Source organism: Curvibacter sp. EU05-FHT14A10 (genome assembly GCF_058791075.1).
Map to the genome: position 1 here is coordinate 39098 of NZ_JBYTDE010000021.1, position 11540 is coordinate 50637.

General features: G+C 67.1%; 10 protein-coding genes. 4 read left to right on the forward strand and 6 right to left on the reverse strand.

The genetic code is table 11. The features are described from left to right. Positions 1-2: 2 nt before the first annotated feature. Positions 3-1454 carry an Asp-tRNA(Asn)/Glu-tRNA(Gln) amidotransferase subunit GatB gene (gene gatB / locus AC3WUT_RS26605; protein WP_492350079.1) on the forward strand — a complete coding sequence of 484 codons (1452 nt, stop codon included), beginning with the start codon at positions 3-5 and terminating at the stop codon, positions 1452-1454. Between the two features lie 59 nt (positions 1455-1513). On the opposite strand, the gene AC3WUT_RS26610 is transcribed toward gatB, so the two are convergent. Together AC3WUT_RS26610 and pyrE are read right to left on the reverse strand one after the other, a co-directional pair. Then, complete coding sequence (locus tag AC3WUT_RS26610; protein WP_492350080.1) at positions 1514-2137, reverse strand: DUF4124 domain-containing protein; 624 nt, start codon at positions 2135-2137, stop codon at positions 1514-1516. Between the two features lie 3 nt (positions 2138-2140). Next, entirely contained in the window at positions 2141-2839 is a 699-nt protein-coding gene (pyrE, locus tag AC3WUT_RS26615) for an orotate phosphoribosyltransferase (protein WP_492350081.1), read from the reverse strand. A gap of 10 nt (positions 2840-2849) precedes the next feature. On the opposite strand from pyrE, the gene AC3WUT_RS26620 reads away from it, so the two are divergent. Continuing rightward, on the forward strand, positions 2850-3638 hold the full coding sequence (locus AC3WUT_RS26620; protein ID WP_492350082.1) for an exodeoxyribonuclease III: 789 nt from the start codon (positions 2850-2852) through the stop codon (positions 3636-3638). Positions 3639-3802: 164 nt separating this feature from the next. After that, the gene (locus AC3WUT_RS26625; RefSeq protein ID WP_492350083.1) at positions 3803-4792 is read left to right on the forward strand and encodes a Tim44 domain-containing protein; all 990 of its coding nucleotides are present in this window, start codon (positions 3803-3805) and stop codon (positions 4790-4792) included. 10 nt (positions 4793-4802) lie between these two features. Here the strand turns inward: AC3WUT_RS26625 and AC3WUT_RS26630 are convergent, their stop codons facing one another. Then, entirely contained in the window at positions 4803-5687 is an 885-nt protein-coding gene (locus tag AC3WUT_RS26630; RefSeq protein WP_492350084.1) for a LysR family transcriptional regulator, read from the reverse strand. A 371-nt stretch (positions 5688-6058) separates the two neighbouring features. Between AC3WUT_RS26630 and AC3WUT_RS26635 the strand changes: the two genes are divergently transcribed. After that, on the forward strand, positions 6059-8014 hold the full coding sequence (locus tag AC3WUT_RS26635) for a GspE/PulE family protein (protein WP_492350085.1): 1956 nt from the start codon (positions 6059-6061) through the stop codon (positions 8012-8014). Positions 8015-8041: 27 nt separating this feature from the next. Here AC3WUT_RS26635 and AC3WUT_RS26640 read toward each other — a convergent pair whose 3' ends face one another. The 3 genes from AC3WUT_RS26640 to AC3WUT_RS26650 are packed head-to-tail and all read right to left on the reverse strand — an operon-like array spanning position 8042 to position 11525. Further along, on the reverse strand, positions 8042-9070 hold the full coding sequence (locus AC3WUT_RS26640) for a PfkB family carbohydrate kinase (protein WP_492350086.1): 1029 nt from the start codon (positions 9068-9070) through the stop codon (positions 8042-8044). A gap of 55 nt (positions 9071-9125) precedes the next feature. Continuing rightward, the gene (gene xylB / locus AC3WUT_RS26645) at positions 9126-10589 is read right to left on the reverse strand and encodes a xylulokinase (protein WP_492350087.1); all 1464 of its coding nucleotides are present in this window, start codon (positions 10587-10589) and stop codon (positions 9126-9128) included. A gap of 12 nt (positions 10590-10601) precedes the next feature. Further along, a complete protein-coding gene (locus AC3WUT_RS26650; RefSeq protein ID WP_492350088.1) occupies positions 10602-11525 on the reverse strand; it encodes an AraC family transcriptional regulator in 924 nt (307 codons plus the stop codon). Positions 11526-11540: the final 15 nt, after the last annotated feature.

The window sequence follows — 11540 nt, forward strand, 5'->3', positions numbered from 1 at the left end:
TCATGAGCAGTCAACCCAAACTCGTGCACGGCTACGAAGTCGTGATCGGCTTCGAAACCCATGCCCAGCTCTCCACCCAGAGCAAGATCTTCAGCCGAGCGCCCACGGCCTTTGGTGCCGAACCCAACACCCAGGCCTGCGCCGTGGACCTGGCCCTGCCCGGCACGCTGCCGGTGATGAACAAGGGCGCCGTCGAACGCGCCATCGAGTTCGGCCTGGCGATCGGCTCGCACATCTCGCACAAAAGCATCTTCGCGCGCAAGAACTACTTCTACCCGGACCTGCCCAAGGGCTACCAGATCAGCCAGTTCGAGATCCCGGTGGTGGTCGGCGGCCAGGTCGAGTTCTTCCTCGGTGACGAGAAGAAGACGGTGCGTCTGGTACGCGCCCACCTTGAAGAAGATGCCGGCAAATCGCTGCACGAAGACTTCATCGGTCAGTCGGGCATCGACCTGAACCGTGCCGGCACGCCGCTGCTGGAGATCGTGACCGAGCCCGACATGCGCTCCAGCGACGAAGCCGTGGCCTACGCCAAAGAGCTGCACAAGATCGTCACCTGGATCGGCATCTGCGACGGCAACATGCAGGAAGGCAGCTTCCGCTGCGACGCCAACGTGTCGGTGCGCAAACCCGGCCAGCCCCTGGGCACCCGCCGCGAGATCAAGAACCTGAACAGCTTCAAGTTCATGCAGCAAGCCATCGACTACGAGGTGCGCTGGCAGATCGACCAGATCGAAGACGGCCATGCCATCCAGCAGGCCACCGTGCTGTTCGATCCCGACACCGGCGAAACCCGCGCCATGCGCACCAAGGAAGACGCAGCCGATTACCGCTACTTCCCGGACCCCGACCTGCCCCCACTGGTGATCGCCGACGAATGGGTGCAGCGCGTGAAGGCGGCCATGACCGAGCTGCCGCGCACCATGGCCGCCCGCTTCGTGGCCGACTACGGCCTGCCCGAGTACGACGCCACCACCCTGACCCAGAGCAAGGCCATGGCGGCCTACTTCGAGTCGGCGGCCAAGGCCAGCGGCCAGCCCAAGCTGGTCAGCAACTGGGTGATGGGCGAGCTGTCACGCCGCCTCAACAGCGGCGAGGCCAGCATCGAGACCGCTCCCGTGAGCGCGGCCCAGCTGGCGGCACTGGTCGCCCGCATTGCCGATGGCACCATCTCCAACAACGCCGGCAAGCAAGTGTTTGAAGCGCTCTGGAGTGGCGAGGCCAGCGAAGTCGACGCCGTGATCGAAGCCAAGGGCCTCAAGCAGATGAACGACTCGGGCGCGCTCGAGAAGATCATCGACGAGGTGATTGCCGCCAACGCCGACAACGTGGCGCAGTACAAGGCCGGCAAGGACAAGGCTTTCAACGCCCTGGTGGGCCAGGTGATGAAGGCCAGCAAGGGCAAGGCCAACCCGGGCCAGGTCAACGAGCTGCTCAAGAGCAAACTGGCCTGAGGCGAAAGCGAGCGCCTACGCCTGTGTCAGCACCGGGGCCCGCACGGCCCCGGGTGCGCTCAGCGGGCGCCACCCCAGAGCAGGGTCAGGCGCGTCAGCTCGCGGTCAAAACGCTGATTGATGCGTTTTTTCTCCTGCGCCTGCTCCTCGATGAAGCGCAGTTGCGCCTGCTCGGTCGCCAGGTTGTCCTGGCGCCGCATGCGCAGCGCCAAAGGTGCTTTGTTCGGGTCGTGGCGGTAAAACTCGAACTCGGTGTCAATGGCCTTGCGCTGGGCCTTGAGATCATCGATGCGACGCTGCGCCAACACCACCACCTCGTCAACCTGCTTCAGCGACTCGCCACGCTCCGCGTCGTGCGAAGCCCGGTCGGGGTAGCGCGCCAGCAGGGCGCGGTCGCGGCGCTTTTCTTCCAGGACCCGCGCCTGCTCCTCTTCGGCCTGGCGTTGGCGAGCCTCCTCTGAGGCGCGCTCCTGAGCGGTCTGGCTGGGGGGAATCTGGCGCTTGACGGTCCCGCTGGGGTTGAGCTCGCGTTGCTCGCGGTCCAGGCACTCGGGAATGGGCCGGTCTGAGGTGATGCGACGGCCCTTGCCGTCCACGCAGGTGAAGATGGCTTGGGCATGGGCAAGCTGCAGTCCACTGTGGACTGCCAGCAAGCCCATCACGGCCCAAACCCTGATCGTCACTCTTTATCCTTCGCTGACTCCGTAGCGTTGGCGATAGGCCAGAACACGCTCGTGATCTGCCGCCGAACCACCCTGCCCGGTTTGTTGCAGATACTGTAACAAGTCCGCCAGCCTGGCGATGGCACAAACCTGCAAACCCAGCCGATCCCGGACATATTGCACAGCGCTGTAAGGCACGTCCTGCCCGTTTTCGGTGGCTTTCTCCTGACGGTCCAGGGCCAGGGCCACGGCATGGGGTTGGGCCCCGGCCGCCTGGATGATGGCAATCGACTCGCGCGCGGCAGTCCCGGCCGACATCACATCGTCCACGATCAGCACCCGCCCCTTCAACGGCGCGCCCACCAGGGTGCCGCCCTCGCCATGGTCCTTGGCCTCTTTGCGGTTGTAGGCAAAGGGCACGTTGCGGCCCAGGCGGGCCAGCTCGATCGCGACCGCCGCGGCCAGTGGAATGCCTTTGTAGGCCGGGCCAAAAATCATGTCGAACTCAATGCCGCTTTCCAGGATCCGTTTTGCATAGAATTCGGCCAGACGGCCCAGCTTGGCGCCATCGTCAAACAGCCCGGCATTGAAGAAGTAGGGGCTCAGGCGGCCCGCCTTGGTCTTGAATTCACCAAAGCGCAGCACCCCTGCATCCACCGCAAACTGCACAAAATCCTGGGCCAGCAGGTCTTGACCAGACCCTTGCACGCTCTCAACCACCATGGGGAATTCCTTGTTCAAATTAACCAGCCTCAATCTCAACGGCATCCGTTCGGCCACCACCAAGGGCGTCGAAGCCTGGATTGCGGCCACCCAGCCGGATTGTATTTGTGTGCAGGAGATCAAGGCCCAGGCCCCCGATCTGGCCGGCCGCTTCGAAGAGCTGGCGCAGCTCAAGGGGTACTTTCATCTGGCCGAGAAAAAGGGCTATTCAGGCGTGGGCGTCTACACCCGTCACGCGCCCAGCGACGTGGTGGTCGGCTTCGATGGCGGCGAGTTCGATGCCGAAGGTCGCTATGTCGAATTGCGCTTTGACACCCCCCAGCGCAAGTTCTCGGTCATCAGCAGCTACTTCCCCAGCGGCTCTTCGGGCGAGGAGCGTCAGCAGGCCAAGTTCCGCTTCCTGGCGCTGATGCACCCGCACTTGATGGCCCTGAAGCAACAGCGCGACTTCGTGCTGTGCGGCGACATCAACATCGCCCATCAGCAGGCCGACCTGAAGAACTGGAAGGGCAACCAGAAGAACAGTGGTTTTCTGCCCGAAGAACGCGCCTGGATGACCCAGTTGCTGGCCGATGGCGTGGTCGACGTCTACCGCCGCCTGCAGCCCGACACCACCGAGGCCTGCTACACCTGGTGGAGCAACCGCGGCCAGGCCTACGCCAAGAACGTGGGCTGGCGCCTGGACTACCACCTGGCCACCCCCGCCATCGCCGAGACCGCGCGCACCGAGGCCATCTACAAGGGCGAGAAGTTCAGCGACCACGCACCGATCACGGTGGAGTACGAGCTGGCGCTCTGACACCGCGCCGCCCATCGATGGCGCCCGGCCAGCCGCCAACGGGCTGAGCAGCACCGGATTTGATTCAGGTTTTTTAGGAATGAGGATCCACTAAACCCAGCTTTTTTTTGAGCGTCTTCCTGCTTACGCTGCGTCCAGGATCATTTTTCATCCAGGAGCAGACCATGAAGAAACTCTTAACCGCACTGGCCGTGGTGCTGTCGCTGGGCCTGGCGACCGCCTCCATGGACGCCGAGGCCGCCAAACGCATGGGCGGCGGCAAGTCCGTCGGCACCCAACGCGAAGCGGTGCAGAACAAGGCCCCGTCCAGCCCGGCCGCCCAGGCCAGCCCCAGCGCGACGCCCGCAACAGCGGCCACGCCGGCCGCTGCCGCCGGCACGGCCGCGGCCCGCAAGCCCTCCTGGGCCGGGCCCCTGGCCGGCCTCGCCGCCGGCCTGGGCCTGGCGGCCTTGGCCTCGCACTTCGGCTTTGGCGAGCAGTTGGCCTCCATGATGATGATGGGCTTGCTGGCCGTCGCCGTCATGGCCGTGATCGGCTTCGTGCTGCGCCGGCGCGCCCAGGGCAGCCCGGGCACTGGCCAAGCGGCCCCAGGCCTGATGCCGGCCGCCATCGGTCCTCAAGTCGCCCCAGGGGTCGGCCCCGGTGCGCCCTACGCCACCGCGCCTCAAGCCACGCAGCCGCAGAACGCCTACAAAGTTGCGACGCCATCCAGCCCACTGGGCACCGGGTCCGGCTCGCTCATCGGCTCGGCCCTGCAACCGGTGGCTCAACAGGCCGCGATTCCGGCGGACTTCGATCGGGCGGGCTTCGAGCACCATGCCAAGTCCAACTTCGTCCGGCTCCAGGCGGCCTATGACAGCGGCCAGCTTGACGCCCTGCGCGAGTTCACCACGCCGGAGATGCTGGCCCAATTGCAACAAGAATTCGGAGAGCGTGGCTCAGCCCCGCAACGCGGTGAAGTCCTGCAACTCGAGGCCCAGGTGCTCGACGTGGCGCAAGAACCCCCGCGCTACCTGGTGAGCGTCCGCTTCACCGGCTTCATCCGCTACGGCGCGGGCATCGACGATGAGGTGTTCGACGAGGTCTGGAACCTGAGCAAGCCCCTGGCAGGTGCCGGCGGCTGGGTGCTGGCCGGGATCCAGCAGACCGCCTGAGAGCCCGGCCTCAGGCCGCCGCCTGCAGCAGCCGCTGCACGATGGGGTGCTGCACCTTGCGCTCGGTGCCAATGGCATAGAAATGCTCGGTCACCCCCTCGCAAGGGCCAATGCGGCGCACCGGGTAGTGGGACTGCAGATCCTCATGCGCCAGCTCGGAAGCCGGAAACACCCCCATGCCACTGGCGCCGAAGGTCTTCAGCAGCGCACTGTCCTCGAACTCACCGACTACCCGGGGCCGCACCCCCTGCTGCTCGAACCACTGATCCAGGCGGGCCCGCAAGGCCGTGTGGCCCGTGGGCAGCAGCACCGGCACATCGGCCAGGCTGGCCGGGAAGTGGCGGCTGCAAGACTGGGCCATGGCCGCCGTGCCATACCAAGCGATCGACGAGGTGCCCATGAGGTGGCTGTAGAGCTTGATGTTCGGATTGACGGGTGCCGGCCGGTCGGACAGCACCACATCGAGCCGGTGCAGCGCCAATTCACCGAGCAGGTCGTCCAGTTCGCCTTCATGGCACAGCAGGCGCAGGTGCGTGACCTCCATGATCGGGTTCAAGAGGCTGCGCACCACCAGCTTGGACAAGCCGTCGCAAATCCCCACGGCCAGCCGCACCATGGGCGCGCTGACCGCATCGCGCACGCGGGTGGGCAGGCTCTCGCCGAGTTGGAAGATCTGGTCCGCCTGCTGCATGGCGGCCATGCCCGCATCGGTCAGCACCAGCCCTCGCCCGGCCGGTTTGAGCAGCGCATAGCCCAACGAACGCTCCAGCTCTCGGACCTGGGCACTGATGGTCTGCACCGCCATGCCCAACCGCTCGGCCGCCTTGGAGATACCGCCCTCCTTGGCGACCACCCAGAAGTAATACAGGTGCTTGTAATTGAAAGAGGCGCTCATGACGAAAGCTCTGTATTTTCAGGAACCTTGATGCGAAATTATCTGCTTTCAATGAAGTCATTGCCCCCCTGTCTTTGAGACGCCATTCACTCACTGGAGATCGTCATGCAGGTCATTTTCGAGTCTCGCCCCCTGACGGCACCGGCTGCACGAGCAGGCCGTGAGCACAGTGGGGGCCGGCGAAGTCGCCATGACCCCACCTGCCGAGGTCTGATAACACACCCAGGCTCACACAAGCTTTAACATATAGTTACATCACGCGCTGACCCTGTGCTGCACAGGGCCCGGGAAGGACGCGATCAGGTGACAGGGCCCCAGCAAGAAGGGCCAGGACCTGAAACCCACCAAGTCCTTTTTTTGATCGCGCCTTCATGACTGCACCGCCAGCCACCGCTTTGAACCCACCTCTGCGCCCCGCGACCAGCCGCGAACTCTGGGACGGCCTGCATGCCCACCACCCCACCCTGAGCCGGGCCCGGCACCTGGGTGAGGCCCTGCAGCAAAGCGGGCTGGTCGGACGCGCCACCATCGAAAGCGCCCTGGCCCACCAGCAAAAGCAACGGCACAACGCCCCCGCGGGTGAACACCAGGACAGGACCCTGCTCGGCCAGATTCTGGTGCGCAACGGCATTCTGAGCGAGGCGCAATTGCAGGCCGCCATTGCGGCCTGGCTGGGCAGCCCCGTGATCGACCCGCGCCAGCTCTCACCCGACCCCGCCGCACTGGCCCTGGTGCCCCACCATGTGGCCGAACGTGAATCCGTGCTGCCGCTGCTGCTCGAAGACGAGGTGCTGGTGCTGCTGATGGCCGACCCCTGGGATCAACGCCTGCTCGATGAGCTGCGCTTCCTGACCCAGCACCGCCTGCTGCCGGCCCTGGCCGCCCCCGGTACCTTGCAGCCTACCATCGCGCGCTTCTATCCGCGTCGGACCGGCACCACCGGACCAACGGGCACCCCGGCCACGGCGGACGCCCCCAAGGTGCTCGACGCGCACGCGCTGGCCAGTGAACTGGCGCCTGCCGGCGACGTGGAAACCCACGTCGACCCGACCCAGGTCAGCGAATCGGACAACACCCTGGTGCGCCTGATCAACACCCTGATCAGCGAGGCCCAGGCCCACCGGGCCTCGGACATCCACATCGAGATGCAGCCCGCACCGGCACCGGTGCGCATCCGGCTGCGCGTGGATGGCCGCCTGATCAACTACCTCGAAGTGCCCTGCCACTGGCGTTTCGCACTCGTCACCCGGCTCAAGATCATGGCCGGGCTGGACATCTCTGAGCACCGCAAGCCGCAGGACGGCAAGATCGACTTCTCGCGCTTTGGCAACTCACGCCTGGAGATGCGCATGGTCACCGTGCCCACCTCGCAGGGCCTGGAGGACGTGGTGCTGCGCCTGTTGGGCAGCCACCGCCCGCTTCCGCTGGACAGCATCGGCCTGAACCCCGACAACCTGCTGGCCCTGCGCGCCATGGCCCAGAAAAGCTACGGCCTGATCCTGGTCTGCGGCCCCACGGGCTGCGGCAAGACCACCACCCTGCACTCGCTGATCCGCGACATCAACACCGAGGACCGCAAGATCTGGACCGCAGAAGACCCGGTCGAGATCACCCAGGAGGGCCTGCGTCAGGTGCAGATCAACCCGCGCATCGGCTGGACCTTTGCCGCCGCCATGCGCACCTTTTTGCGTGCCGACCCCGACGTGATCATGATCGGCGAGATGCGCGACGAGGAGACCGCCCGCATCGCAATCGAGGCCTCGCTCACCGGCCACCTGGTGTTGTCCACCCTGCACACCAACTCGGCCCCCGAAAGCGTCGGGCGTCTGCTGGAGATCGGGCTCGACCCCTTCAACTTCTCCGACTCGCTGCTGGCCATCCTGGCCCAGCGCCTGGTGCGCCGGCTGTGCCCGCATTGCCGCGAAGCCCAGCCCGCCACCACCGAGGCACTGCAGGGCCTGGCCCGTCAGTACCTGCTCAGCGCCTGCGATGGTGTGGCCCAACCCAGCGCTGAAGATGTTCAGCACCAGGTCGAGCAATGGCAACACACCCACGGCCGGGGGCCACAAGGCCTGATGCTGTACCGCGCCCACGAAGCCGGCTGCCCGCACTGCGAGCACCATGGCTACCAGGGCCGGCTGGGGCTGCACGAGCTGATGCTGAGCAATGACACCATCCGCGGCCAGATCCGCCACCGCGCCAGCGGCAGCGAGCTGCGCCAGAGCGCCCTGGCCGCCGGCATGAAGACCCTGCGCCAGGACGGCATCGACAAGATGCTGCACGGCCTGACCGACCTGAACGAGGTGCTGGCGGCTACCAACCTGTGAGCGCCGCGGTGGCCGGGGCTTGAGCGCTCAGTGCGGCAGCGCCAAGGCCCGGGACTGCAAGCTGTGCTGCGCCCGCCAGGCCTGGGCCTCGGCCCAGTGTGGCGGCACACAGCCGCGCTGCTGCACGCACAGGCTGGCACAGGCCAGGGCATGGCCGAGCAGGGCCTGCGCATCGTCGCCCGACAAGCGCTGCAGGCGGTCGGCCCAGTTCGACGCCTCCAGCGGTGAAGGCAAGCGCTGCAGCAAGGCCGCCAGCAGGCCCGCCAGAAAGCTGTCGCCCGCCCCCACGGTATCGACCACTGTCAAGGCATCGGTCTCACGCGCCTGCCAGGCCGCCCCCGGCCCGGTCAACAGACAGGCCCCCTCGGCCCCCAGGGTCAGCAGCAGCCAAGGGCAGCCCGATTGGCGCTGCAAGTGCACTGCACGCTCCAGTGCCGTGTCGCCGGGCAGCGCCAGGTGCAGCAAGTCTTCGTCACTGACCTTCACGATGTGGGCCTGGGCCAGCACCGCCAGCACATGCTGTCGGTAGGCCTGCAGGTCCGGCATCACCGAGGGTCTCAGGTTGGCGTCCACCACCACACCGCGCCCGGCCGCACGCTGGGCTTGCAGCCAGGGCAGGTAGATGCCCGCATCGCGGGCATCCAGCGCCAGGCCGCCGGTGCAGACCAGCTCCAGGCTGTCATGAGGCCGCAGGGCCTGGGCCAGCCCCTGCGCACTGACCTGCCGGTCGGCCACGCCCTCACGGTAGAAGGCGTAATCAGGGTGCCCGTCGGCATTGAGCCCCACCAAGGCCAGCGAGGTGGCCTGGGGCACGGGCTCGGCTTGCGCGAGACGCACGCCATCGCGCAACAACTGGGCCTGCAGTTCACGGCCAAAGCGGTCACGTGAAAACGGGTTCAGGTACAGCGTGCCCACGCTCTGGCAGGCCAGGGCGCGGGCCAGGTTGTACACCGCCCCGCCCAGACAGGGTTGGTAGTGGCCGTCGGCCAGGCCCACCAGGTCAATCAAGGCTTCGCCGGCAACAGCCACGCGCAGTGGCAAAGGGGATTCGGTCATGGCAGTCGGGCAATAGGTTCGGAAGCGGGGTCCGTCACAGGGGTCAGGAAAAGGCTCAAAACAGGGCCTGCAGCGCCGGGTAGGCGGCTCGAAAACGTGGATGGCGCGCCTGCAGCAGCGCCTGCAGCTCGGGCTCAGGCTCGAAACAGGCCTGGGTGGGCAGGGCCTGGCACACGGTGGCTTCGTCGCCGCCATCGGCCAGCCAGGCCAGGCGTGCCGCGCCCAGGGCCGCCGCTGCATCGGCCCCGACGGGCCGCAGCAAGGGGCAGCCCAGGCCGCTGGCCAGCAGACCGGCCCAGACATCGCTGCGCGCCCCGCCCCCCACCAGCGAGAAGGCCGCTGGCGCTTGACTGGGCGACGGGCCCATCGCCTGCAGACCGTCAAGCAGGCCGAAGCCCACCCCCTCCATCACCGACCAGGCCAGATCCGCCGGCCCGTGGCGGCTGCGCAGGCCCAAGAACACGCCACTGGCCTGAGGATTGTTGTGAGGGGTGCGCTCGCCCCCGAGGTAGGGCAGAAACAAGGGCGCCTCGGCCCGCTCAGCCAGGCTCAAGCGACCTGCCAGGCGGCTCAGTTCGGCCTCATCGGCCACGCCGGTCAGGCGCCGCAGCCAACTCAGGGCACTGGCGGCGCTGAGCATCACCGACATCTGGTGCCAGCGCCCCGCCAGAGCATGGGCAAAGGTGTGCACGGCCTGGTCCGTGAGGGGCCGGAACGCGTCGCAGACGCGGAACACCACGCCTGAGGTGCCCAGCGACACCAGCCCCTGCCCCGCCCGAACCGCCCCCACACCGATGGCGCTGGCGGCGTTGTCGCCCCCGCCCCCCGCCACCCGCACACCGGCCGGCAGGCCCCAGCGCTCGGCCAGCACGGGCCGCAGCAGACCCGACACCTGATCGCCCTCGACCAGCCGAGGCATGTGCGACAGGCCCAGGCCACAGGCCGCCAGCAAGGGCTCGCTCCAGCAGCGCCGCCCCACATCCAGCCACAGCGTGCCCGAGGCGTCGGACATCTCGCTGACGGCCTCGCCCGTCATCTGCAGGCGCAGCCAGTCCTTGGGCAGCAACACGCGGCGCGTGCGCTCGAACAGCGCCGGCTCATGGCGGCGCAGCCACAGCAATTTGGGTGCGGTGAAGCCCGGCATGGCCAGGTTGCCGGCCACCGTGTGCAGCTCAGGGGCCAGGGCCTCCAGTTCGGCACATTCGGCTTCGCTGCGGCCGTCGTTCCACAGAATGGCCGGGCGCAGCACCCGGTCCTGGGCGTCGAGCAGCACGGCACCATGCATCTGGCCCGACAGGCCCAACGCCTGCACGCTGCCCCAGGCTGCCGGGGCCTGGGCGCGCAGGCGCTGCAGCGCCTGCTCCACCGCCTTCCACCAGGCCTGCGGGGCCTGCTCGCTCCAGCCCTCGCGGGGCTGTTGCAAGGTCAGGGCCGCGTCGGCACTGGCCATCATCCCCAGCTCAGGGTCGAGCAGGCAGGCCTTGACACCCGAGGTGCCGAGATCGATTCCGAGGTACATGGGCACGGCCTTTCAGGTCTTGAGGCCAAAGCGCTTGTCCACCTGGCGCCGGTACTCGCTGGGGGTCATGCCCTTGATGTCGAGAAAGCGCCGGTTGAAGTTGGCCATGTTGTTGAAACCCACTTCATAGGCAATGTGGGTGATGAGACGATCCGACTCCATCAGCAACTGGCAGGCGCGATTCACCCGCACATGGCTGACGAAGTCGGTGAAGGTGTTGCCGGTGGCGCGACGGAAGAAGCGCGAGAAGCGGCTCTCGCTCATGTCCAGCTCTGCCGCCAGTTCGGTGGCCGACACCGGCTCGCTGAGGCGGTCGGTGATGCGCATCAGGATGGCATTGATCTGGTCGAGCTGGGCGTCGTTGTCCTCACTCTGCAGCCGGGCGCTCGACAGCAGCCTGAAGTCGGTGCAGCGCCCCAACTCGGCCATGAAATCACAGAAGGCGGCAAACCGCGCCAGGCCCTGCAGGCGCTTGATGCGGTGCCAGTGCTCGGTCGCCTGCTGCTGCAGGCCGAAGAACTCGATGCCATGGCGGGCCCGCTCCAGCAGGGGCAGCAGCTCACGCAACTCCGGAATCTGCTGGCTGCCCTGCTCGATGGGCTCATGGCGGAACTGGATCACCAGATCGCGCTGCGGCACACCGCCCTCGGGCACATCGACGCTCACCCAGTTGTGCGGCAGGCGCGGCCCGGTCAGCACCAGGTGGCCGGGCTGGAACTGGCCGATCCAGTCCCCCACAAAGGCCTTGCCGGTGGTGGCGGTGATCAGGTGCAGCTCGTATTCGTCGTGGTAGTGCCAACGGGCCAGCGGCGTGGGAAAGCCGTGCGACAGGCAGCGGATCAGCCCGACCTCATCGGGCGCCTCGTAGCCCAGCTCGGTCGGGCGGCTGTAGTCGTGTTCAAGCTCGGGCTTGAGCTGGCGGGGTTTGGTGGACATGGCGGCGCAGCAGGG

What these genes read in the sequence shown, in the direction of transcription:
- gatB (WP_492350079.1), top strand. Translation starts at nt 3, where the DNA reads ATGAGCAGTCAACCCAAACTCGTGCACGGCTACGAAGTCGTGATCGGC.
- pyrE (WP_492350081.1), bottom strand. Translation starts at nt 2,839, where the DNA reads ATGGTGGTTGAGAGCGTGCAAGGGTCTGGTCAAGACCTGCTGGCCCAG.
- AC3WUT_RS26625 (WP_492350083.1), top strand. Translation starts at nt 3,803, where the DNA reads ATGAAGAAACTCTTAACCGCACTGGCCGTGGTGCTGTCGCTGGGCCTG.
- AC3WUT_RS26630 (WP_492350084.1), bottom strand. Translation starts at nt 5,687, where the DNA reads ATGAGCGCCTCTTTCAATTACAAGCACCTGTATTACTTCTGGGTGGTC.
- AC3WUT_RS26635 (WP_492350085.1), top strand. Translation starts at nt 6,059, where the DNA reads ATGACTGCACCGCCAGCCACCGCTTTGAACCCACCTCTGCGCCCCGCG.
- AC3WUT_RS26640 (WP_492350086.1), bottom strand. Translation starts at nt 9,070, where the DNA reads ATGACCGAATCCCCTTTGCCACTGCGCGTGGCTGTTGCCGGCGAAGCC.
- xylB (WP_492350087.1), bottom strand. Translation starts at nt 10,589, where the DNA reads ATGTACCTCGGAATCGATCTCGGCACCTCGGGTGTCAAGGCCTGCCTG.
- AC3WUT_RS26650 (WP_492350088.1), bottom strand. Translation starts at nt 11,525, where the DNA reads ATGTCCACCAAACCCCGCCAGCTCAAGCCCGAGCTTGAACACGACTAC.